The sequence below is a fragment of the Streptomyces sp. WZ.A104 genome (assembly GCF_002382885.1).
GTDB lineage: Bacteria > Actinomycetota > Actinomycetes > Streptomycetales > Streptomycetaceae > Streptomyces.
In genome coordinates, this window is sequence record NZ_NWVL01000014.1 from 90785 (window position 1) to 113022 (window position 22238).

19 protein-coding genes and 1 pseudogene are annotated in these 22238 nt (G+C 70.3%); 12 read left to right on the top strand and 8 right to left on the bottom strand.

All coding sequences use genetic code 11. From position 1 onward, the window contains the following. Positions 1-2 precede the first annotated feature (2 nt). The 4 genes from CIB93_RS10570 to CIB93_RS10585 form a co-directional block, all read right to left on the bottom strand. Positions 3-1163: a hypothetical protein gene (locus CIB93_RS10570; protein ID WP_096626415.1), complete on the bottom strand. Its 1161-nt coding sequence runs from the start codon at positions 1161-1163 to the stop codon at positions 3-5. Continuing rightward, entirely contained in the window at positions 1145-1882 is a 738-nt protein-coding gene (locus CIB93_RS10575) for an ABC transporter ATP-binding protein (protein WP_096626464.1), read from the bottom strand. Before CIB93_RS10575 ends, CIB93_RS10570 begins: the two co-directional genes overlap by 19 nt. Positions 1883-2098: 216 nt before the next feature. After that, positions 2099-3478 carry an aspartate aminotransferase family protein gene (locus CIB93_RS10580; RefSeq protein WP_096626417.1) on the bottom strand — a complete coding sequence of 460 codons (1380 nt, stop codon included), beginning with the start codon at positions 3476-3478 and terminating at the stop codon, positions 2099-2101. Next, positions 3463-3969 (bottom strand): Lrp/AsnC family transcriptional regulator, encoded by a 507-nt coding sequence (locus tag CIB93_RS10585; RefSeq protein WP_096626419.1) that lies wholly within the window; start codon positions 3967-3969, stop codon positions 3463-3465. Before CIB93_RS10585 ends, CIB93_RS10580 begins: the two co-directional genes overlap by 16 nt. Positions 3970-4131: 162 nt before the next feature. On the opposite strand from CIB93_RS10585, the gene CIB93_RS10590 reads away from it, so the two are divergent. From CIB93_RS10590 to CIB93_RS10600, 3 genes and pseudogenes are all read left to right on the top strand, one after another. Then, complete coding sequence (locus CIB93_RS10590; protein ID WP_096626421.1) at positions 4132-5571, top strand: gamma-aminobutyraldehyde dehydrogenase; 1440 nt, start codon at positions 4132-4134, stop codon at positions 5569-5571. Positions 5572-5754: 183 nt separating this feature from the next. Continuing rightward, positions 5755-6917 (top strand): annotated as a pseudogene (locus CIB93_RS10595) (PotD/PotF family extracellular solute-binding protein). A 54-nt stretch (positions 6918-6971) separates the two neighbouring features. Continuing rightward, complete coding sequence (locus tag CIB93_RS10600) at positions 6972-7505, top strand: hypothetical protein (RefSeq protein ID WP_096626423.1); 534 nt, start codon at positions 6972-6974, stop codon at positions 7503-7505. Positions 7506-7754: 249 nt separating this feature from the next. Here the strand turns inward: CIB93_RS10600 and CIB93_RS10610 are convergent, their stop codons facing one another. After that, the gene (locus tag CIB93_RS10610) at positions 7755-8468 is read right to left on the bottom strand and encodes a glycerophosphodiester phosphodiesterase (protein WP_096626427.1); all 714 of its coding nucleotides are present in this window, start codon (positions 8466-8468) and stop codon (positions 7755-7757) included. A 22-nt stretch (positions 8469-8490) separates the two neighbouring features. Then, complete coding sequence (locus tag CIB93_RS10615; RefSeq protein ID WP_096626429.1) at positions 8491-9525, bottom strand: adenosine deaminase; 1035 nt, start codon at positions 9523-9525, stop codon at positions 8491-8493. Between the two features lie 121 nt (positions 9526-9646). On the opposite strand from CIB93_RS10615, the gene CIB93_RS10620 reads away from it, so the two are divergent. After that, positions 9647-10357 carry a DUF4190 domain-containing protein gene (locus tag CIB93_RS10620; protein ID WP_096626431.1) on the top strand — a complete coding sequence of 237 codons (711 nt, stop codon included), beginning with the start codon at positions 9647-9649 and terminating at the stop codon, positions 10355-10357. A gap of 222 nt (positions 10358-10579) precedes the next feature. Here CIB93_RS10620 and CIB93_RS10625 read toward each other — a convergent pair whose 3' ends face one another. Next, positions 10580-11137 (bottom strand): NADAR family protein, encoded by a 558-nt coding sequence (locus CIB93_RS10625; RefSeq protein WP_096626433.1) that lies wholly within the window; start codon positions 11135-11137, stop codon positions 10580-10582. A 207-nt stretch (positions 11138-11344) separates the two neighbouring features. On the opposite strand from CIB93_RS10625, the gene CIB93_RS10630 reads away from it, so the two are divergent. From CIB93_RS10630 to CIB93_RS10665, 8 genes are all read left to right on the top strand, one after another. Beyond that, positions 11345-12859, top strand: a complete 1515-nt coding sequence (locus CIB93_RS10630) for a gamma-aminobutyraldehyde dehydrogenase (RefSeq protein ID WP_096626435.1) — start codon at positions 11345-11347, stop codon at positions 12857-12859. 63 nt (positions 12860-12922) lie between these two features. Then, complete coding sequence (locus tag CIB93_RS10635; RefSeq protein ID WP_096626436.1) at positions 12923-14170, top strand: PotD/PotF family extracellular solute-binding protein; 1248 nt, start codon at positions 12923-12925, stop codon at positions 14168-14170. A 96-nt stretch (positions 14171-14266) separates the two neighbouring features. Next, positions 14267-15418 carry an ABC transporter ATP-binding protein gene (locus CIB93_RS10640; RefSeq protein WP_096626438.1) on the top strand — a complete coding sequence of 384 codons (1152 nt, stop codon included), beginning with the start codon at positions 14267-14269 and terminating at the stop codon, positions 15416-15418. Then, positions 15415-16356 carry an ABC transporter permease gene (locus CIB93_RS10645; RefSeq protein WP_096626440.1) on the top strand — a complete coding sequence of 314 codons (942 nt, stop codon included), beginning with the start codon at positions 15415-15417 and terminating at the stop codon, positions 16354-16356. Before CIB93_RS10640 ends, CIB93_RS10645 begins: the two co-directional genes overlap by 4 nt. Then, the gene (locus tag CIB93_RS10650) at positions 16356-17159 is read left to right on the top strand and encodes an ABC transporter permease (protein ID WP_096626442.1); all 804 of its coding nucleotides are present in this window, start codon (positions 16356-16358) and stop codon (positions 17157-17159) included. Before CIB93_RS10645 ends, CIB93_RS10650 begins: the two co-directional genes overlap by 1 nt. A 23-nt stretch (positions 17160-17182) precedes the next feature. Next, on the top strand, positions 17183-18598 hold the full coding sequence (locus CIB93_RS10655) for an FAD-binding oxidoreductase (protein ID WP_096626444.1): 1416 nt from the start codon (positions 17183-17185) through the stop codon (positions 18596-18598). Positions 18599-18733: 135 nt separating this feature from the next. Beyond that, entirely contained in the window at positions 18734-19210 is a 477-nt protein-coding gene (locus CIB93_RS10660) for a hypothetical protein (protein ID WP_096626446.1), read from the top strand. A 91-nt stretch (positions 19211-19301) separates the two neighbouring features. After that, positions 19302-21122 (top strand): chitinase, encoded by a 1821-nt coding sequence (locus CIB93_RS10665; protein WP_096626448.1) that lies wholly within the window; start codon positions 19302-19304, stop codon positions 21120-21122. Positions 21123-21364: 242 nt separating this feature from the next. Here CIB93_RS10665 and CIB93_RS10670 read toward each other — a convergent pair whose 3' ends face one another. Continuing rightward, a complete protein-coding gene (locus tag CIB93_RS10670) occupies positions 21365-21901 on the bottom strand; it encodes a phosphatase PAP2 family protein (protein WP_373558730.1) in 537 nt (178 codons plus the stop codon). Between the last annotated feature and the right edge of the window lie 337 nt (positions 21902-22238).

Consider the following 22238-nt stretch of genomic DNA (forward strand, 5'->3'; position numbering starts at 1 on the left):
GCTCACTTCGCCAGCGGAAGCGCCGCCAGCTGGGCGATCACCCAGGTCAGCGGGGCGAACAGCGCCAGCAGAGCCCCCGCCCGCAGGGCCGTCGCCGACCGCAGCGTCGAGGCCGGGGCGCCCATCCTCAGCAGCGCCTGCGCGGTGTGCGCGCGGGCGTGCTTGGCCTCCAGGGCGGTCGTCAGCAGCGTCGCAGTCGTACAGCCGAGGACCAGCACCGCGCCGAGTGCCGTGAGCGGGCCGTAGGGGCGTTCGTCGCCCCCGTACAGCGCGGCCGCGGCGATCGCCGCGGCCAGCACCGCGCAGACGACTCCGAGCGGGCGGCCGATCCGGCGCGCCTCGTCCATCAGGACCCGCCCCGCCAGCAGCCGCACGGCACCGGGGCGCACCGCTTGGAGCGCCTTGCCGCACAGATGGGTCAGCCCCGGTCCGGCCATGGCCAGGCCGATCGCGGTGAGCGTCCACCCGATGAGCACCGCCACCGGGGTGGCGTCGAAACGGCCGGGCAGCGGGAACGGGTTCCCCGCCGCCTCCCGTGACGCGTACGCCTCGACCGCGAGCCCGGCGGCCGTCAGCGCCACGCCCCAGGGCAGCCCGGTCGGGGCGGGCGCGGGAGCGGGCAGTTCCTCGGAACCGAAGGTGTCCCGCGCCGGATCGGGCCGGGATCGCAGCGCCAGCGCGCACGCCGTCGCCGAGGCGAGCGGTACGAGGGCCAGCAGCATCAGTGCTGCGGCCGGCGGCAGCGGGGTGCCCGCCCCGAGGAACTCCGCCGCACCGCCGTCGAACGGCATCCCGTTCAGATCGCCGCGCAGATGCAGGAAGAACAGCAGGGCCACCATCGAGCCCAGCGTGGTGGAGACGGCCGTGGAGACCGCTGCCAGCACCGAGAGCCGCACCGGTCCGAGGCCCACCGAGGAGAGGCCCGGCCGGGGCCGGGTGCTCGGGTCCGTACGGGCCACCGCCACGGCGAACTGCACGGTCGCGGCAAGCGGGACGAAGCACCACAGCAGCCGCAGCACCGAACCGGAGGACGCGGGGTGGGCCGAGGCGTATCCGAGGGCGGCCAGGAGGAGGAAGCCGACGCCCGCCGACGCGGCGGCGACCAGCAGCCGCCGGACCAGGACGAGGGGGTGGGAACCGCGGGCTAGACGGAGAGCGAGCACGCCGCGCGGCCCTCCGCTTCCGGTTCCGCGGGCAGGGAGACGGTGGCCACGCGGCGGCCGTCCAGCAGCGCAACGTTCCGGTCGGCGAGGGCGGCGACCTCGGCGTCATGGGTGGCCAGGATGACGGTGATGCCGTGCGAGCGGGCCGCGGTGGTCAGGGTGCGCAGGACCTGGGTGCGGTCGGCGCGGTGCAGCGTCGCGGTCGGCTCGTCGGCGAAGATCACGGTCGGTGAGGCGCACAGGGCACGGGCCACCGAGATCCGCTGGCGCTGCGCCTGGAGCAGGGCGTGCGGCCGCTCCCTGGCGAAGGCGGCGATGTCGAGGCGCTCCAGCCACTCGGTGGCGGCCTTCCTCGCACCGCGGTGCGAGGTTCCGCGCAGCAGCAGCGGCAGGGCGGTGTTCTCCCAGACGGTCAGCTCCGGGACCAGTTCCGGATCGGCGGCGATCCAGCCGAAGCGTTCCCGCCGTAGCCGCTCGCGGACCCGTGGAGTCATGGTGTGGACGGGGACGCTGTTGAACCAGACCTCGCCCTGGTCGGGCACGAGCCGGCCCGACAGGCAGTGCAGCAGGGTGGTCTTCCCGCTGCCGCGCGGGCCGGTCACGGCCAGGATCTCGGCGTCCCGGACACCGATGGAGACACCGCCCAGACCGGGCGAGCCGTTGTGGGAGTGGTGCAGGGAACGCGCCCAGATCACGTCGTTGTCCGGCGGGGCCACCATGGCGTACACCTCGGTTCAGGTCGGATTTCCTGTTCCCCCGTACGGGGGAACGAAGACGCGGCCGATCGGTCACTCGGCACCGTAGATAGTCGGACCGGTGTGGGCGCACAGCACGCGGCCCGGATGCGCCCCTTCTCACTCGAACGGGCGTATCCGGGCCGATGGACCGTATGAAATGACCCCTGGATGATGATCATCCAGGGGTCATGGCAGGGGTCAGAGCTTCGTCCAGGCCTCCGTCAGCACGGCCCGCAGGATGCCCTCGATCTCGTCGAACGTCGACTGGTCGGAGATCAGCGGCGGGGCGAGCTGGACGACCGGGTCGCCGCGGTCGTCGGCCCGGCAGTACAGCCCGTTCTCGTACAGCGCCTTGGAGAGGAAGCCGTACAGGACGCGCTCGGTCTCCTCGTCGGTGAACGTCTCCTTGGTGGCCTTGTCCTTCACCAGCTCGATGCCGTAGAAGTACCCGTTGCCGCGGACGTCGCCGACGATCGGCAGGTCGTGCAGCTTCTGGAGCGTCGTCAGGAAGGCGTTCTCGTTGTCGAGGACGTGCTGGTTGAGGTTCTCGCGCTCGAAGATGTCGAGGTTGGCGAGGCCCACCGCGGCGGAGACCGGGTGACCGCCGAAGGTGTAGCCGTGCAGGAAGGTGTTGCCGCCCTGGTAGAACGGCTCCGCGATCCTGTCCGAGACGATGCAGGCGCCGATCGGGGAGTAGCCCGAGGTCATGCCCTTCGCGCAGGTGATCATGTCCGGTACGTAGCCGAACTTGTCGCAGGCGAAGATCGTGCCGAGGCGGCCGAAGGCGCAGATGACCTCGTCGGACACGAGCAGCACGTCGTACCGGTCGCAGATCTCGCGGACCCGCTGGAAGTAGCCGGGCGGCGGGGGGAAACAGCCACCGGCGTTCTGCACGGGCTCCAGGAAGACGGCCGCGACGGTCTCCGGGCCCTCGAAGAGGATCTCCTGCTCGATCTGGTCGGCGGCCCAGCGGCCGAAGGCCTCGGGGTCGTCGCCGAAGAGCGGGGCGCGGTAGATGTTGGTGTTCGGAACCTTGTGCGCGCCGGGGACCAGCGGCTCGAAGGGGGCCTTCAGGGCCGGGAGACCGGTGATGGACAGGGCGCCCTGCGGGGTGCCGTGGTAGGCGACGGCGCGCGAGATGACCTTGTACTTGGTCGGCTGGCCCTTGAGCTTGAAGTACTGCTTGGCCAGCTTCCAGGCCGTCTCGACGGCCTCGCCGCCACCGGTGGTGAAGAAGACCTTGTTGAGGTCGCCCGGGGCGTAGTCGGCGAGGCGCTCGGCCAGCTCGACCGCCTTCGGGTGGGCGTAGGACCACACCGGGAAGAAGCCCAGCTCCTGACCCTGCTTGTACGCCGTCTCGGCGAGCTCGTGACGACCGTGACCGGCGTTGACCACGAACAGGCCGGAGAGACCGTCCAGGTAGCGCTTGCCCTTGTCGTCGAAGATGTACGTTCCCTCGCCACGCACGATGGTGGGAACGGGCGCGTTCTCGTAGTCCGACATGCGGGTGAAGTGCATCCACAGGTGGTCGTACGCGGTTCGGCTGAGGTCCTTGCTCACGGCTATCGGGTTCCCCACATATAGGTCTGCTTCTTGAGCTTGAGGTAAACAAAGCTCTCGGTGGAGCGCACGCCGGGAAGGGTCCGGATGCGTTTGTTGATCGTCTCCAGCAGGTGGTCGTCGTCCTCGCAGACGATCTCCACCATCAGGTCGAAGGAGCCCGCGGTCATGACCACGTACTCGCATTCGGCCATGGCCGACAGGGCCTCGGCCACCGGGTCGAGGTCGCCCTCGACATTGATGCCGACCATCGCCTGCCGCCGGAGTCCCACGGTGAGCGGGTCCGTGACGGCGACGATCTGCATCACGCCTTGGTCGAGCAGCTTCTGGACGCGCTGGCGCACAGCCGCTTCGGAGAGGCCGACGGCCTTGCCGATCGCGGCGTACGGACGGCGTCCGTCCTCCTGGAGCTGCTCGATGATTGCGAGGGAGACGGCATCGACCGCTGGCGGTGATCCGTTCCCGTTCCTGGAGTCTGCGCTGCGACTGGCCACAGACCCACTGTGCACCGCTCCTCGTCCGTCTCGCAACCCCAGATCGATGAAATTCGTTGTTCAAGTGCTCGGATCTCACTGAATCCGAAGTTTGGGGTAGGCGGGTATGTCGAAAGCGTCGCCGAAGCGATTAGGGTGGATGTCTCACCCATCGGACAGCCGACAGGAGGGGTGGTTGTGACCACCGAGGTGCGCCGTCTGCGCAACTACATCAACGGAGAGTTCCGGGACGCCGCGGACGGGCGGACCATCGATGTGGTCAGCCCGGTGACGGAAGAGGTCTACGCGACCTCGCCGCTCTCCGGCCAGGCCGATGTCGATGCCGCCATGGAAGCCGCCGCGGCCGCGTTCCCGGCCTGGCGCGACACGACGCCCGCCGAGCGTCAGAAGGCGCTGCTGAAGATCGCGGACGCCTTCGAGGAGCGGGCCGAGGACCTGATCGCCGCCGAGTCGGAGAACACCGGCAAGCCGCTGGGCCTCACCCGCAGCGAAGAGATCCCGCCGATGGTGGACCAGATCCGCTTCTTCGCGGGCGCCGCCCGGCTCCTTGAGGGCCGCTCGGCCGGCGAGTACATGGAGGGCCTGACCTCCATCATCCGCCGCGAGCCGGTCGGTGTCTGCGCCCAGGTCGCGCCGTGGAACTACCCGATGATGATGGCCGTGTGGAAGTTCGCCCCGGCCCTCGCCGCGGGCAACACGGTCGTCATCAAGCCGTCCGACACCACCCCGGCGTCGACGGTCCTGATGGCCGAGATCATCGGGCAGATCCTCCCCAAGGGCGTCTTCAACGTCCTGTGCGGCGACCGGGACACCGGCCGCGCCATGGTCGAGCACCCGACCCCGGCGATGGCCTCCATCACCGGTTCCGTACGGGCGGGCATGCAGGTGGCCGAGTCCGCGGCCAAGGACGTCAAGCGGGTCCACCTGGAGCTCGGCGGCAAGGCGCCCGTCGTGGTCTTCGAGGACACCGACATCGCGGGCGCCGTCGCGGGCATCTCCGAGGCGGGCTTCTTCAACGCGGGCCAGGACTGTACGGCCGCCACCCGGGTGCTGGTCCACGAGTCCATCCACGACGAGTTCGTCACGGCGCTCGCCAAGGCCGCCTCCGACACGAAGACCGGGCAGCCGGACGACGAGGACGTGGCGTACGGCCCGCTCAACAACGCCAACCAGCTGAAGCAGGTCAGCGGCTTCATCGAGCGGCTCCCCGCCCACGCCAAGGTCGAGGCGGGCGGCCACCGGGTCGGCGACAAGGGCTACTTCTACGCCCCGACCGTCGTCTCCGGCCTCAAGCAGGACGACGAGATCATCCAGAACGAGGTCTTCGGCCCCGTCATCACCGTCCAGTCCTTCACCGACGAGAAGCAGGCCGTCGAGTACGCCAACGGCGTCGAGTACGCGCTCGCCTCCTCCGTGTGGACCAAGGACCACGCCCGCGCCATGCGGCTGTCCAAGAACCTCGACTTCGGCTGCGTGTGGATCAACACCCACATCCCGCTGGTCGCCGAGATGCCGCACGGCGGGTTCAAGAAGTCCGGCTACGGCAAGGACCTCTCCGCGTACGGCTTCGAGGACTACACGCGCATCAAGCACGTGATGACGTCCATCGAGGGCTGACCGACCTCTCCGGCTGTACGAGGACGGCCCCGGGCTCCCCGCCCGGGGCCGTTCCCGTGCGCGCGGCGCCCCGCCCTGTACAGGGTGTGCGGAACAGGCCCGCCCCGCTGGACGGTTGGTCCATTGCCCGCCCCGCCGCCCGACCGGCATCCTGCGCGGGTGCGAGCGATCAGGAACAACCCCATGTCCCGTCGTTCCCTGCTGCGCGCCCTCGGGGCGTCGGCGGCCGGGACCGCCCTGGCCGGCTGCGGGGTCCCCGCCGCCTTCGTCGAGCCGGGCGACCGGGCCGGGCACGACAGCTCGGAGACCGACCCCACCCTGCACTTCGCCAACTGGCCGCTCTACATCGACACCGACGACGAGGACGAGTCGAAGCGGCCCACCCTGGATGCCTTCACGGAGCGGACCGGGATCTCCGTCACGTACACCGAGGAGATCAACGACAACGACGAGTTCTTCGGGAAGATCAGCCCCGCGCTGATGAACCGCCAGCAGACCGGCCGGGACCTCATCGTCATCAGCGACTGGATGGCCGCCCGCTTCGTCCGGCTCGGCTGGGTCCAGGAGATGGACCGGGCGAGGCAGCCCAACGTCGCCAAGTACCTCGACCCGCAGCTGCGGACCCCCGCCTTCGACGAGGGGCGCCGCCACAGCGTCCCCTGGCAGTCCGGGATCACCGGCATCGCCTACAACCGCAGGAAGCTCGGCCGTGAGATCCGGTCCACCGGCGACCTGTGGGCGGACGACCTGCGCGGCCGGGTCACCCTGCTCTCCGGGCTCGACGAGTCGTTCGCGCTGCTGATGCAGGGCAACGGCGTCGACATCACCCGGTGGACCGCCGACGACTTCCACGAGATCTGCGAGCAGACGCGGAAGCGGGTCCGCTCCCAGCACATCCGCCGCTTCACCGGCAACGACTACATCAAGGACCTCGCCACCGGCGACGTGCTCGCCTGCCAGGCGTACTCCGGCGACGTCATCCAGCTCCAGGCCGACAACCGGACATCGAGTTCGTCGTCCCCGAGGAGGGCGCCGAACTGTGGGCGGAGTCCCTGATGATCCCCAACCTCGCCCGCCACAAGCGCAACGCGGAGCGGCTGGTGGACCACTACTACGACCCCGAGGTCGCCGCCGAACTGGCCACCTGGGTCAACTACGTCTGCCCCGTCCCCGCCGCCCGCGACGTCCTGGCCTCGGCCAAGGACGAGGAGACCGCCGCACTCGCCGAGGACCCGCTGATCTTCCCCGACGACGCGATGCGGAAACGGCTCGCCATCGCGCGCGACATCACCTCCGAGGAACGGATGGACTTCGCCAGGAAGTGGAACACCATCGTCGGCTTGTGAAGCCCTAGCAGGGGTGCCGTAAAGAGGCAGTAAACGCGGGCGTACGCTGCGGATATGAGCGAGCGACACGCCCTCACGCGGCGTATACGCAGGTGGTTGGTGTTCTTCATGGTGTGTCTGGTGCTGAGCGGGCTCACGGCCTTCCCGCTCGTCACCGAACTCCGCTGGGCCGAGGACCTGCTGAGCGCCTCGGCCTCCCCGGTCCCCGAGCACCTTCCCGGCCTGATGGAGTGGATCACCCGGGTCCGCGAAGGGCTGGACACCGTCGACCGCGACCAGCCCTTCATGCTGTACGGCACCGACTGGCTGGCCTTCGCCCACCTGGTCATCGCGGTCGCCTTCTACGGTCCCTACCGCGACCCGGTCCGCAACATCTGGGTCATCGAGTTCGGCATGATCGCCTGCGCCGGGATCATCCCGCTCGCCCTGATCTGCGGCCCGATCCGCGACATCCCGTTCTGGTGGAGCGTGATCGACATGTCCTTCGGGGTCTTCGGCGTCATCCCGCTGCTGATCGTCCGCCGCATGATCAAGCGCCTCGAAGGGCTGGAGCAGGCGGCCCCCGAACCCCTTCCGGCGGCCGTCTGAGTCAGGGCTTCCGGGCCACCCCGAACCGGGCGACCTCCGGCCCCCGCGGGTTCGTACGCCGGCGGGAGCAGGAGGCAGCCCGGCGCCGGGGGCCGGGAACCGGTCCACGCCCGAGGAACCGCGCGTCGTGCCCGATGCCGGAACGTATCCGGGCGGGGGCTTCCCGCGGGCGGCGGTCCATCACGTCCGCTCCTCGGTACAGGGGCCCGGCGGCGGGCGGTACGGGGCCCTCCGCCGCGCCGGACCGATTCAAGAGCCGCCGCGCCCGGGCGAGTCGGCCAGCAGGCCGTGCAGGGCGTCGATCCGGTTGGTGGTGATCGAGTCGACGCCCCGCTCGATCAGCCGGCGCATGGTGCGTTTCGTGTCGGCCGTCCAGGCGGAGACCAGCAGCCCGTCCCGGTGCGCCCGGTCCGTCAGCTCCCGGCTCACCAGGCCGAACCGGTAGTTCAGCCAGCGCGGCTTCACCGCGGCCAGCAGCTCCGGGCGCGGCGGGGCCAACGTCGTCCAGGTCAGGGCGATCTCGGCGGAGGGGTCGGCGGCCCGCACCCGCAGCATCGCGTCCGCGCTCGCGCAGTAGTAGGCCCGCTCGCCCGCCCCGCACTCCCGGACCGTGCCGACGATCTTCTTCACCGAGGCGTCCGTGGAGCCGGGCAGGTCCACCATCACCCGGTGCGCCCCGACGGCGAGCAGCGCCTCGCGGAGCGTGGGCACCCCGCCGCCGGTCAGTTCCTTCAACTCCGTGTGGTCCAGCCGGTCCAGGCGCAGGTCATGGCCCCACAGCCGCTCCAGCGTCGCGTCGTGCAGCAGGACGGGCACGCCGTCACGGGTGACCCGCACATCGATCTCGACCGCGTCCGCCCCCCGGTCGAGGGCCGAGCGGATCGAGGGCAGGGTGTTCTCGCGGGCGCGGTACGGGTCGCCGCGGTGCGCGACGGCGGTGACGCGGGAGACGGTGTCGGCCATGGGTCCATTGTGACGACCGGGGTCAGCGGCCGGGGGCCCGGAGCCAGTTCGCCGTGTACGTGTCGATCTCCTCGGCCAGCTTCCGCTTGCCCGCCGGGTCGAGGAACGAGGCCTCCACGGCGTTCTTCGCGAGGTCCGCGATCCCGCGCTCGTCGAGCTCCAGCAGCCGGGCGGCCACCGCGTACTCGTTGTTGAGGTCGGTGCCGAACATCGGCGGGTCGTCGCTGTTGACGGTGACCAGGACGCCCCCCTGCACCATCTCCCGGATGGGGTGGAGTTCGATGTCGGTGACCGCGCGGGTGGCGATGTTCGACGTCGGGCAGACCTCCAGCGCGATGCGGTGCTCGGCGAGGTGCTCCAGCAGCTCGGGGTCCTGTACGGAGCTGGTGCCGTGCCCGATGCGCTCGGCGCGCAGCGCGGTCAGCGCGTCCCAGACGGTCCCCGGCCCGGTGGTCTCCCCGGCGTGCGGGACCGAGTGCAGGCCCTCGGCGATGGCCCGGTCGAAGTAGGGCTTGAACTGGGGGCGGTCCACCCCGATCTCCGGGCCGCCGAGCCCGAAGGAGACGAGCCCGTCCGGCCGCCGCTCCACCGCGAGCCGCGTGGTCTCCTCGGCCGCCTGGAGCCCGGCCTCGCCCGGGATGTCGAAGCACCAGCGGAGCACGACGCCCAGCTCGGCCTCGGCCGCCTTGCGGGCGTCCTCCAGGGCCTCCATGAAGCCGACCTCGGGGATACCCCGGCGGGTCGAGCTGAAGGGGGTCACGGTCAGCTCCGCGTACCGGATGTTCTGCCGGGCCATGTCCCGTGCCACCTCGAAGGTGAGCAACCGGACGTCCTCGGGGGTGCGGATCAGGTCGACCACCGAGAGGTACACCTCGATGAAGTGCGCGAAGTCGGTGAAGGTGAAGTAGTCGGCCAGCGCCTCCGGGTCCGTGGGGACCTTGGAGTCCGGGTGGTGGGAGGCCAGCTCGGCGACGATGCGGGGCGAGGCCGAACCGACGTGGTGGACGTGCAGTTCGGCCTTGGGCAGCCCGGCGATGAAGGGGTGCGGATCGGTCATCGGAAATCTCCCGGTTCGTCGTGACGTCGGCCGGGCGCACCGGCTGCACCGATCATCGTAGGCGGGGTCCGGGACCGGAGAGCCGGGCCGTAGCATGCAGGGACCACGATGGGGGAGGCCCATGTCAGACAACACAGAGCAGCCCGCGGGCGGGGCCGCACCGCGCGATCCGTGGGCGCCGCCGGACAGCAGGGTGGAGCTGAACCAGCAGGGCCCGAACACTCCGCCGCCCGCGGTCCACGACCAGCAGACGGTGACGTCGATGCCGAGCGCCGGACCGGCCGCCGGGGAGAGCACCGGGCCGATACCGACGCCCGGTGGCTTCGGCCCGGCGCCCTCCGTACCGCCACCGCCGATCGGGCCGAACGGCCCCGGCCCCGGTCCCGGCCATGCGACGCCGCCCACGGCCGGGCACTACGGCTACCCGGCGCCGCCCGCGCAGCCCTACGGCGGCTATCCGGGCCACGGGGCCTACGGCGCCGGTCCGGCCGGCTGGGCACCCGCGCCCTCGAACGGGCTCGGTACGGCCGCCATGGTGCTCGGCATCGTCTCGGTGGTCGGCTTCTGCCTCTACGGCATCAACATCATCCTCGGCATCCTCGCCCTGATCTTCGGCATCATCGGCCTCGGCCGGGCCAAGCGCGGCGAGGCCACCAACCGGGGTATGGCGATCGCGGGGATCATCCTCGGCTCCATCGGCATGGTCCTGGGCTCCGTGATCCTCGGGGTCATCATCTGGGCCGGTGTGAACGCCGAGTCCGACGACGGCTCCGACGAGGACACCTACGACGACCCGTTCGCCACGTCGCTGGTCGTCGAGGGCCGCAGCTGAGGCCCTGCGCGATAGCCGCAGCCCGGGGCGCGGAAGATTCTCTTCCCGCGCCCCGGGCGGCCTCGCGCTCCCGGGCGTCGGCCCAGGACCTCCCGGCGTCGGCCCGTAGCTCTCGGCCGTCGGCCTGGAACTCTGACGGTTGTCCCGTAGTTCCCGGGCGCCGGCTCGGGACCCTCGGGCGTTGCGCCGGGGCCCTCGGGCATCGCCCCGGCCCCTTCCCCGTCAGCCCACAACCCCCGCGCGCAGCGCCGCCCGCGCCTCCATCAGTGCGAAGCCCAGCAGATTCAGCCCCCGCCACTGCTGCGGCCGCTCCACCCGCTCGTCGTCGGCGGCCAGCCCCACGCCCCAGATCCGGTCCAGCGGGGACGCCTCCACCAGCACCCGGTCGCCCGTGCCGAGGAGATAGCCGCCCAGCTCCGGGTCCTGCCCGAACTTGTGGGTGCTGCCCGCCACCACCAGGGCGAACCGCTCCCGTATCCACACGTCCTCGTCGAAGCCGTGCACCAGCCGCCCCGCCTTCTTGGCCGCCGCCGGGCTCTTCGCGGACACCGCCGCCCGCTCCGCCTCGGCGTCGCCGAAGATCCGCGCCTTCCCGGCCATCATCCAGTGCTCGGCGCTCGCGTACGTCACCCCGTCCACGGTGAACGGCGACGGCCACCACTGACTGAGGCAACTGGCCCCCAGCCGCCCGTCCGGGCGCGGCTGGTGGCCCCAGAACGGCAGATACTTCACCCGCTTGCCCCGCGCCACGTCCGCCAGAAGCTCATCGATCGGTCCCATGGCATGTGAGTGTGGCATCCGCCACTGACACTCCGTACGGGGATTTCCGTACCGACACGACACATGGTCGACAGATTCCGTCGCGTAACCAAAAGGCAACAACGGAATCACTTGTTGGGCTTGGGCCCCTCTGTCAGGATCGGCACTCAATTCACGAAGAAGCTACGCCGACCCCGCCCAGCGGGCACAGCGGCGGAGGAGAGCGTCATGAGCAAGGGCTTCGAAGTTCAGGACCGCTTCGCGGAAGGTGCGCAGTACATCGGCGGCAAGCTGCTCCCCGGCACGTCCGGCCGCCACCACGAGGTGGTGAACCCCGCGACCGGCGAGAGCGTGTTCCGCTACGAGCTCGCGGGCACCGAGGACGTGGACGCGGCGGTCGCCGCCGCCCGGGCCGCCTTCCCCGGCTGGTCGGGCGCGACCCCCGGCGAACGCTCCGAGGCGATGCACCGGTTCGCCGCCGTACTCGCCGAGCAGGCCGACGACTTCGCGTACGCCGAGTCCCTCCAGTGCGGCAAGCCGGTCAAACTCTCCGCCGAGTTCGACGTTCCCGGCACCGTCGACAACGCCGCCTTCTTCGCCGGGGCCGCCCGCCACCTGGAGGGCAAGGCCGCGGCCGAGTACGACGGCGACCACACCTCGTACGTACGGCGTGAGGCCATCGGGGTCGTCGGCTCCATCGCCCCCTGGAACTACCCCCTCCAGATGGCCGCCTGGAAGGTCCTCCCGGCCGTCGCCGCGGGCAACACCATCGTCCTCAAGCCCGCCGAACTCACCCCGCTGACCTCGCTGATGTTCGCCCAGGCGGCCACCGAGGCGGGCATCCCCGACGGCGTCATCAACATCGTCACCGGTGCGGGCAAGGACGCGGGCGAGCACCTCGTCGGCCACCCCGATGTCGTGATGACCTCCTTCACCGGCTCCACCGCCGTCGGCAAGCGGGTCGCGGAGATCGCCACCGCCACCGTCAAGCGCCTCCATCTGGAGCTCGGCGGCAAGGCCCCCTTCGTGGTCTTCGACGACGCCGACCTGGAGGCCGCCGTCCACGGCGCGGTCGCCGGCTCGCTCATCAACACCGGCCAGGACTGCACGGCCGCCACCCGCGCCTACGTCCAGCGCCCGCTCTACGACGCCTTCGTCCGGGACGTCGCCGCCCTCATGGAGACCGTCCGGCTCGGCGACCCCTTCGACGCGTCGACGGACCTCGGCCCCCTCATCAGCCACGCCCAGCGCGACCGCGTCGCCGCCCTCGTCGAGCGGGCCCGCGGCTACGCCCGGGTCGTCACCGGCGGCGAGGCCCCCGGCGGCGACCTCGCCGAAGGCGCGTACTACCGGCCGACCCTCATCGCGGACGCCGCCCAGGACAGCGAGGTCGTCCAGTCGGAGATCTTCGGCCCGGTCCTGGTCGTCCTGCCCTTCGACACCGACGACGAGGGCATCGCGCTCGCCAACGACACCCCCTACGGACTGGCCGCCTCCGCCTGGACCCGCGACCTGTACCGCGCGAACCGCGCCACCCGCGAGATCCAGGCTGGCTGTGTGTGGGTGAACGACCACATCCCGATCCTCTCCGAGATGCCGCACGGCGGATACAAGGCCAGCGGCTTCGGCAAGGACATGTCGGCGTACTCCTTCGAGGAGTACACGCAGGTCAAGCACGTCATGTACGACAACACCGCGGTCGCCCGCAAGGACTGGCACCGCACGATCTTCGGGGACCGATAGCAGCTGCCGCACCAGCAGGGCCGAGCGGCCCTGGCGGCCTTCCACCCGAAAGGGCAAACGCGTATGGAGAGTTACGAGCCCGAGCGCCTCTCGTCAGCCCAGCTGGCGGCCATGAGGCGTTCCCTCACCAACGGCAGGGGCGCCCTCACCCGCCGTTCCCTGCTGCGCGCCTCCGGCATGGGCGCCCTCGCGCTGGGCGGCATAGCCACCCTCGGCGCGTGCGGCATCCCGCCCGCCGGACGCGCCGAGGGCGCCGCGGCCGCCGACGACCATTCGGCGAAGGAGAAGGTGCTGAACTTCTCCAACTGGACCGAGTACATGGACGTCGGCGAGGACGAGAAGAGCCGCCCCACCCTCGCGGCGTTCACCGAGCGGACCGGGATCAGGGTCAAGTACACCGAGGACATCAACGACAACGTCGAGTTCTTCGGGAAGATCAAGCCGCAGCTGGCGGCCGGGCAGGACACCGGGCGCGACCTCATCTGCGTCACCGACTGGCTCGCCGCCCGCATCATCCGGCTCGGCTGGGCCCAGAAGCTCGACCCGTCGAACCTCCCGCACGCCTTCGCCAACGTCTCCGCCCAGTTCCGCAGCCCCGACTGGGACCCCGGCCGGGCCTACTCCTACCCCTGGACCGGCATCCCGACGGTGATCGCGTACAACGCGAAGGCGACCGGCGGCCGCAAGGTCGACTCCGTCACCCAGCTGCTCGACGACCCGAAGCTCAAGGGCCGCGTCTCCTTCCTCTCCGAGATGCGCGACACCATCGGCATGACCCTCCTCGATCAGGGCAAGGACCCGGGGAAGTTCACCGACGCCGACTTCGACGGCGCGATCGGCCGTCTCCAGAAGGCCGTCGACAAGCGGCAGATCCGCCGCTTCACCGGCAACGACTACACCGCCGACCTCAGCAAGGGCGACATCGCCGCCTGCATCGGCTGGGCCGGGGACATCATCCAGCTCCAGGCCGACAACCCGGACATCAAGTTCGCCATCCCGGCCGCCGGATACATCACCTCCAGCGACAGCCTCCTGGTCCCCGCCCAGGCCCGGCACAAGACCAACGCCGAGAAGCTCATCGACTACTACTACGAGCCGCCGGTCGCCGCCCAGCTCGCCGCGTACATCAACTACGTCTGCCCGGTCGACGGCGTACGCGAGGAACTGGCGAAGATCGACGAGTCGATGGCCTCCAACACCCTGATCCTCCCCGACAAGGAGATGGCGGCGAAGTCCCGCTCCTTCCGCTCCCTGAGCACGGAGGAAGAGACGGCGTACGAAGAGAAGTTCGCCAAACTCATCGGCGTCTGACCAGGCACCTCACCGGTGGCCCAGGCACCTCACCGGTAGCCCGACCCGGTCCCCCCTTCCCCGTACCCCCCCCCGAACACACTGGGACTGCGACCCATGACACAGCAGCAGACCGCGGGCGGCGATGTCCGCCTCGCCGGGATCAGCAAGACCTACGGCTCCTTCACGGCCGTGCACCCGCTCGACCTGACCGTCCCCCAGGGCTCCTTCTTCGCCCTGCTCGGCGCGTCCGGCTGCGGCAAGACCACCACCCTGCGAATGATCGCGGGCCTGGAGGAGGCCACCACCGGTACGGTCTTCCTCGGCGACGAGGACATCACCGACCTGCCCCCGTACAAGCGGCCCGTCAACACCGTCTTCCAGAGCTACGCGCTCTTCCCGCACCTGGACATCACCGAGAACATCGCCTTCGGGCTGCGCCGACGCGGCATCAAGTCGGTGAAGAAGCAGGTCGACGAGATGCTGGAGCTGGTCGAGCTCGGCGACTTCGCCCGCCGCAAACCGCACCAGCTCTCCGGCGGCCAGCAGCAGCGCGTCGCCGTGGCCCGCGCCCTCATCAACCACCCGCAGGTCCTGCTGCTCGACGAACCGCTCGGCGCCCTCGACCTCAAGCTGCGCCGCCAGATGCAGCTGGAGCTCAAGCGCATCCAGACCGAGGTCGGCATCACCTTCGTCCACGTCACCCACGACCAGGAGGAGGCCATGACCATGGCCGACACCGTCGCGGTGATGAACGGAGGCCGCGTCGAACAGCTCGGCGCCCCCGCCGACCTCTACGAGAACCCGCGCACCACGTTCGTCGCCAACTTCCTGGGCACCTCCAACCTCATCGAGGGCGAGATCGTTTCCACCGGCGACGATCTCGTCGTGGCGGCGGGCGGCGGCAAGCTCACCCTGCCCCGCGAGCGGTGTTCGGCCCCCACCACCAGCGGCGGCCGCCTCCTGCTGGGCATCCGGCCCGAGAAGATATCCCTGGCCCACGCGGACGACGCCGATGACATCGCCGCGGGCCGCAACCGCGTCACCGGACGCATCACGGACTCCAGCTTCATCGGCGTCTCCACCCAGTACGTGGTCGAGAGCCCGGCCGGAACGGCCCTCCAGGTGTACGAGCAGAACGTCGACAGGCGCGCCGGACTCCTCCCCGGCGCCGAGGTCGTCCTGCACTGGAACCCCGCCCACACCTTCGGCCTCGACGCCGCCCAGGACATCGACGCGGGCGCGACGAGTGTGGAGGACGCGGAGTGAGCGTCACCGAGGCGCCGCCCGCGCCCCCTTCACAGCCCGAGGAGCCCCAGGAGCCCAAGCTCCGCAAGCCCTCCACCCGCAAACGGCTGATCCCGTACTGGCTGCTGCTTCCCGGCATCCTCTGGCTGGTCGTCTTCTTCGCGCTGCCGCTCGTCTACCAGGCCTCCACCTCCGTACAGACCGGCTCTCTGGAGGAGGGCTTCGAGGTCACCTGGCACTTCCAGACGTACGTGGACGCGCTGCGCGACTACTACCCGCAGTTCATCCGGTCCCTGCTCTACGCGGGCACCGCCACGATCCTCTGCCTGCTGCTGGGCTACCCGCTCGCCTACCTCATCGCCTTCAAGGCGGGCCGCTGGCGCAACCTGGTGCTGGTGCTGGTCATCGCCCCGTTCTTCACCAGCTTCCTCATCCGTACGCTGGCGTGGAAGACGATCCTGGCCGACGGCGGCGCGGTCGTGGACGTGCTCAACACCCTGCACGTCCTGGACGTCACCAGCTGGCTCGGCTGGACCGAGTCCAACCGGGTCCTCGCCACGCCGATGGCCGTCGTCTGCGGCCTCACGTACAACTTCCTGCCGTTCATGATCCTGCCGCTCTACACCTCGCTGGAGCGGATCGACGGCCGGCTGCACGAGGCGGCGGGCGACCTCTACGCCACCCCCGCCACCACCTTCCGCAAGGTGACGTTCCCGCTCTCCATGCCGGGCGTCGTCGCCGGGACCCTGCTGACCTTCATCCCGGCCAGCGGCGACTACGTCAACGCCGAGCTGCTGGGATCCACCGACACCAAGATGGTCGGCAGCGTCATCCAGAGCCAGTTCCTGCGGGTCCTGGACTATCCGACGGCCGCCGCGCTCTCGTTCATCCTCATGGCGGTCGTCCTGCTGATGGTCACCTTCTACATCCGCCGCTCCGGGACGGAGGACCTGGTCTGATGCCCGCACTGCGCTGGATACGCCGGAACCTGGTCGTCATCGCGGGTCTGACGACCCTCGCGTACATGATCCTTCCGAACATCGTCGTGATGGTGTTCTCGTTCAACAAGCCGAACGGGCGCTTCAACTACTCCTGGCAGCGGTTCTCGCTGGACGCCTGGAAGGACCCCTGCGGCGTCGCCGACCTCTGCGGCTCGCTCTCGCTCTCCCTCCAGATCGCCTTCTGGGCGACGCTGGGGGCCACCGCGCTCGGCACGATGGTCGCCTTCGCGCTGGTCCGCTACCGCTTCCGGGCGCGCGGCGCGATCAGCTCGCTGATCTTCCTGCCGATGGCGATGCCCGAGGTCGTCATGGCCGCCTCCCTGCTCACGCTCTTCCTGAACATGGGTGCCCAGCTCGGCTTCTGGACCGTGCTGATCGCCCACATCATGTTCTGCCTCAGCTTCGTGGTGACGGCCGTCAAGGCGCGTGTGATGTCGATGGACCCGAGACTGGAGGAAGCCGCCCGCGACCTGTACGCGGGCCCTGTGCAGACCTTCGTACGGGTGACCCTTCCCATCGCCGCCCCGGGGATCGCGGCGGGAGCCCTGCTCGCCTTCGCGCTCTCGTTCGACGATTTCATCATCACGAATTTCAACGCGGGCTCCAGCGTCACCTTCCCCATGTTCGTCTGGGGATCGGCACAGCGCGGCACACCCGTGCAGATCAATGTCATCGGCACCGCCATGTTCATCATCGCGGTACTGATGGTTCTCGTCGGCCAGCTCATCGCGAACCGGCGAAAGAGCAACGCTCGATCCTGAAAGTCCTGAAGGAGTTGGAAACCATGGCCCCAGCTGCCATGCGTATCGCTGCACAATCGCTCTCCGGTGCCAAGCCGGTCTCCTACTGGCTCGACGACCCGGCCAGGCCCGACGCGCTCCCCGCCCTCACCGGCGACGAGCACACCGACCTCCTGGTCATCGGCGGCGGCTACAGCGGCCTGTGGACCGCGCTCATCGCCAAGGAGCGCGATCCCGAGCGGGACGTCGTCCTCATCGAGGGGCATGAGGTGGGCTGGGCAGCCTCGGGCCGCAACGGCGGCTTCTGCGCCGCCTCCCTCACCCACGGCCTGGCCAACGGCGTCGAGCGCTGGCCCGACGAGATCGCGAAGCTGGAGGAGCTGGGGGAGCGGAACCTCGACGCCATCGAGGCAGCCGTCACCCGCTACGGGATCGACTGCGAGTTCGAGCGGACCGGCGAGATCGATGTCGCCACCGAGCCCCACCAGCTCGAAGAGCTGCGGGAATGGCACGAGGAGATCGTGCGGCTCGGCATCACCGGGGTGGACTTCCTGGACCGTGAGGCCCTGCGCGCCGAAGTCGACTCGCCCACGTTCCTCGGCGGCCTCTGGGACCGCCGGGGCGTGGCGATGCTGCACCCGGCCAAGCTCGCCTGGGGCCTGAAGCGGGCCTGCCTGGAGCTCGGCGTACGTATCTACGAGCACACCCGGGGTCTCGACCTCGTGCGCTCCGGCCCCGGGATGGCGGTGCGCACGCCGTACGGGCGGGTCCTCGCCCGCCGGGTCGCGCTCGGTACCAACATCTTCCCCTCACTCGTCAAGCGGGTCCGCCCGTACACCGTGCCGGTCTACGACTACGCGCTGATGACCGAGCCGCTCACGCCCGAGCAGCTCGAATCCATCGGCTGGAAGGGGCGCCAGGGACTCGGCGACAGTGCCAATCAGTTCCATTACTTCCGGCTTTCCGCAGACAATCGGATCCTGTGGGGCGGATACGACGCGATCTATCCTTACGGGGGAAAGCTGAGCGCCGATCTCGACCAGCGTCCGGAGACGTTCCTGAAACTCGCAGGACAGTTTTTCGACTGTTTTCCCCAGCTTTCCGGACTGGGTTTCTCCCACGCCTGGGGCGGTGCGATCGACACCTGTTCCCGGTTCACCGCGTTCTTCGGAACGGCTCATCAGGGGCGGGTCGCCTACGCCGCCGGATTCACCGGTCTCGGTGTCGGCTCCACCCGTTTCGGGGCGGACGTGATGCTGGATCTGCTCGCGGGCCAGGAGACCGAGCGGACCCGCCTCGAAATGGTCCGTTCCAAGCCGATGCCGTTCCCGCCCGAGCCGTTCGCCTGGGCCGGGATCGAGATCACCAAGCGGTCCCTCGCCCACGCCGACAGCAACGGCGGACACCGCAATCTGTGGCTGAAGACCATGGACAAGCTGGGCCTCGGCTTCGACAGCTGACAGCCAGTCCAACAGTGTGACCCACGTCACCGCTGTTGGTGGTCCAACCCGCGTCATAGTCGGCGCCCAACCCTCTCTCGCACGTGAACGCACCGGCGGAACCCCGCCGGTGCTCACGTCAACGGGAGGCAGGTCATGACGGGACCGGAGACGAAAGCCGCGGTCGAGTGGCTCACATCGGTGGCGCCGGACCCCGGCGCCTGCCGGTGGGAATGGGCGCGCAACCCGCAGGGGGTCGTGCTCCTTCCCGCCGGCCGGCGCTGGGACGTTCTGATCCTCCCCGGCGGGCTGGGCTGCCCGACGCTCGACATCCTCACCCGTCTCATCGACCGCCCGGGCCCCGTCCTCGCCGACTTCGGTGAGGCCAGGCTGGGCTTCTTCGTGCCGCCGGGCACCGTCTCCCGCTGGATCGGCACCGGGATCAGGGGCTGCGGTCAGGGCACCTGGATCGTCGTCCCCTACCCGGGGCGGGCCGCCGGGGGTGTGCGCTGGCTGATCCCGCCGGACGGCTCGGGCACCCTCACCGACGCCGGGCTGCTGGAGCTGGCGATGCACGAGGCGGCGGGCGCCGCCGCCCGGGACGCCCGCGGGAAACGCCGCCCGGAGGGCTGAGAAAGGCCGCCAGAGGTCTTGACAACCCCATTGGTCTGGACCATGTTGTGCGCACGCCGCTCCCCGAATTCCCCCCTGCGCGGAGGCTGTTGTGGAACGCACCGGACCAACCGTCAGACTTTCCCGGCTTCTGGCCGTCGGCTCGGCCGCTCTGCTCGCTGCCGGTGCCCTGGTCGCATCGGCCCCGGCGGCAGGCGCGGCCGATGCGGACCTGGTGCGCAACGGCGGCTTCGAAGCGGGACTCGACGGCTGGAGCTGTTCGGCCTCCAGCGGCTCGGTCGTCGCCACCCCCACGCACAGCGGCACCGCGGCGCTCAAGGCGACCCCGGTCGGCGGTGACCACGCGAAGTGCTCGCAGAAGATCACGGTCAAGCCCGACTCCACGTACACGCTGAGCGCCTGGGTGCAGGGCGGGTACGTCCACCTCGGCGCATCCGGCACCGGCACGACCGACGTCACCACCTGGACGCAGTCCCCCGGGAGGTGGGAGCGGCTCACCACCGGCTTCACCACCGGCCCCGCCACCACATCCGTGACCGTCTACACCCACGGCTGGTACGGCACCCCGGCCTACTACGCCGACGACCTCACCCTCATCGGCCCCGGCGGCGACCCCGTCCAGATCCCCGCCGTGCCCGGGGGCCTGAAGCCGACGGCGACCACGGCCTCCTCGGTCTCCCTCTCCTGGAACGCCGTCTCCGGCGCGAGCGGCTACAACGTCTACCGGGGCGGTACGAAGGTCGACTCGGTCACCGCGACCTCCGCCACCGTGACGGGCCTGGCAGCCTCCACCGCGTACAGCTTCCAGGTCGCGGCCACCAACGAGGCCGGTGAGTCCGCGAAGTCGGCGGCGGTCAGCGCGACCACCGCGGAGAGCGGAGGCGGCGGGGCCGAGCTCCCGGCCCGCGCGCTCGTCGGCTATCTGCACTCCAGCTTCGCCAACGGCTCCGGCTACACGCGGATGGCGGACGTGCCCGACTCCTGGGACGTCATCAACCTCGCCTTCGGCGAGCCCACCAGCGTCACCTCCGGCGACATCCGCTTCGCGCTCTGCCCGGTCGCGGAGTGCCCGAACGTCGAGTCCGAGGCGGAGTTCAAGGCCGCCATCAAGGCCAAGCAGGCCGCGGGCAAGAAGGTGCTGATCTCCATCGGCGGCCAGAACGGCCAGGTGCAGCTCGCCTCCACCGCCGCCCGCGACGCCTTCGTCACCTCGGTCTCGAAGATCATCGACACCTACGGCCTGGACGGCCTGGACATCGACTTCGAGGGCCACTCCCTCTCGCTGAACACGGGCGACACCGACTTCCGCAGCCCCACCTCACCGGTGATCGTCAACCTGATCTCCGCCGTCAAGACCCTCAAGGCGAAGTACGGCTCCGACTTCGTCCTCACGATGGCCCCCGAGACCTTCTTCGTACAGCTGGGCTACCAGTTCTACGGCTCCGGGCCCTGGGGCGGCCAGGACCCGCGCGCCGGCGCCTACCTGCCGGTCATCCACGCCCTGCGCGACGACCTGACCCTGCTCCACGTCCAGGACTACAACTCCGGCCCGATCATGGGAATCGACGATCAGTACCACACGATGGGCGGGGCGGACTTCCACATCGCGATGACCGACATGCTGCTCGCGGGCTTCCCGGTGGCGGGAGACCAGAGCAAGGTCTTCCCGGGCCTGCGCCCCGACCAGGTCGCCATCGGCCTTCCGGCCTCCACCCACGCGGGCAACGGCCACACCGCACCGGCCGAGGTCAACAAGGCGCTCAACTGCCTGATCAAGAAGACCGACTGCGGCTCCTACCAGACCCACGGCACCTGGTCCGACCTGCGCGGCCTCATGACCTGGTCCATCAACTGGGACCGCTTCAACAACGAGGAGTTCTCCCGGAACTTCGACTCCTACTTCGGCGACTGACCCATCCGGGAGCGGACCTGAGGCCGTCCCCCACCGAACCGATGCCCGTCGCCGGGGTGAAGAGGACTGCGGCGACGGGCATCATCCATGCCGCCCTCCGGGCTCTCCTGGAGTGGGCGCGAGGCCGGAGGCGGTGCCCGGAGCAGTGCCCGGAGCAGTGCCCGGCGACGGACCGCTGGGCATCCACTTCGCGACGATCAGCCACGACAGCCCGGAGCTCACCGAGTGGCTCACGGCGCTTTTCACCGCCGCCGAGCGACCCACCACAGGGGCGCGAGCAGCAGCGGCCCCAGGCACCAACTGGCCAGCACATCCAACGGCCAGTGGTAACCGTGCAGCACCAGACCGAAGCCCGTCGCCGCGGTCAGCAGCACCGCGGCGACGGGCGGGAGCCAGGCCCGCAGCCACGACGGGCGGGGCAGCGCCAGGAGCAGCAGGGCCGAGGCCCCGTACGCCACGGCCGCCGTCGCCGTATGCCCGGACGGGTAGTAGTTGACCGCCTCGGTCAGGGGGCCCTGCCGGGCGGTGGCCAGCTTCAGCGGAATCACCAGCGCGGGTACCGCCGCCATGGTGAGGGCCGCGTACACGGGCAGCCGCCGTGCGCCGCGCCACAGTGCGTACGCGATCGCGCAGACGAGCACGGGAAGCGCGACCGGCATACCGCCCAGGTCGGAGAAGAGCTGGGTCAGCCGGGCCGGGCCGCGCCCGAACAGCTCGCCGCCGAGCCGCTCGTCCAGCCGGAAGAGGGGGCCCTCGGCCGCGACCTGCCAGGTGATCAGGGCGAAGAGCACCGCGAGGGAGCAGAGGACACCGGAAACGAGAGGTGCCGGCCACCCGGGAACAGGGGGGGTTGTTCCGGGATGGCCGGCGGGATCGGTTCGCCGCGCGCCCCGGGGGGTGTGGGGCGGGCGGCCGTCCGACCGGTGAGGAGTCCCGGAGCCGGAGGCTCCGGTGGCGTGCGCGGAGGCACGCCCGGGACGGTGCTGGGGAAGCCCCGGCCCGGAACCGCCCATGGTCTCCCGCGGGCGATGTGTTTCTCTCATCTGCACAAACCGTACGGCAGGGGAGGCGCGGCCGAAAGCCGCCGCCGCGACCCGTCATCGCCCCCGCACACGT

What these genes read in the sequence shown, in the direction of transcription:
- CIB93_RS10610 (WP_096626427.1), bottom strand. Translation starts at nt 8,468, where the DNA reads ATGGCCGACACCGTCTCCCGCGTCACCGCCGTCGCGCACCGCGGCGAC.
- CIB93_RS10630 (WP_096626435.1), top strand. Translation starts at nt 11,345, where the DNA reads ATGAGCAAGGGCTTCGAAGTTCAGGACCGCTTCGCGGAAGGTGCGCAG.
- CIB93_RS10660 (WP_096626446.1), top strand. Translation starts at nt 18,734, where the DNA reads ATGACGGGACCGGAGACGAAAGCCGCGGTCGAGTGGCTCACATCGGTG.
- CIB93_RS10615 (WP_096626429.1), bottom strand. Translation starts at nt 9,525, where the DNA reads ATGACCGATCCGCACCCCTTCATCGCCGGGCTGCCCAAGGCCGAACTG.
- CIB93_RS10635 (WP_096626436.1), top strand. Translation starts at nt 12,923, where the DNA reads ATGGAGAGTTACGAGCCCGAGCGCCTCTCGTCAGCCCAGCTGGCGGCC.
- CIB93_RS10575 (WP_096626464.1), bottom strand. Translation starts at nt 1,882, where the DNA reads ATGGTGGCCCCGCCGGACAACGACGTGATCTGGGCGCGTTCCCTGCAC.
- CIB93_RS10600 (WP_096626423.1), top strand. Translation starts at nt 6,972, where the DNA reads ATGAGCGAGCGACACGCCCTCACGCGGCGTATACGCAGGTGGTTGGTG.
- CIB93_RS10620 (WP_096626431.1), top strand. Translation starts at nt 9,647, where the DNA reads ATGTCAGACAACACAGAGCAGCCCGCGGGCGGGGCCGCACCGCGCGAT.
- CIB93_RS10655 (WP_096626444.1), top strand. Translation starts at nt 17,183, where the DNA reads ATGGCCCCAGCTGCCATGCGTATCGCTGCACAATCGCTCTCCGGTGCC.
- CIB93_RS10625 (WP_096626433.1), bottom strand. Translation starts at nt 11,137, where the DNA reads ATGGGACCGATCGATGAGCTTCTGGCGGACGTGGCGCGGGGCAAGCGG.
- CIB93_RS10650 (WP_096626442.1), top strand. Translation starts at nt 16,356, where the DNA reads ATGCCCGCACTGCGCTGGATACGCCGGAACCTGGTCGTCATCGCGGGT.
- CIB93_RS10640 (WP_096626438.1), top strand. Translation starts at nt 14,267, where the DNA reads ATGACACAGCAGCAGACCGCGGGCGGCGATGTCCGCCTCGCCGGGATC.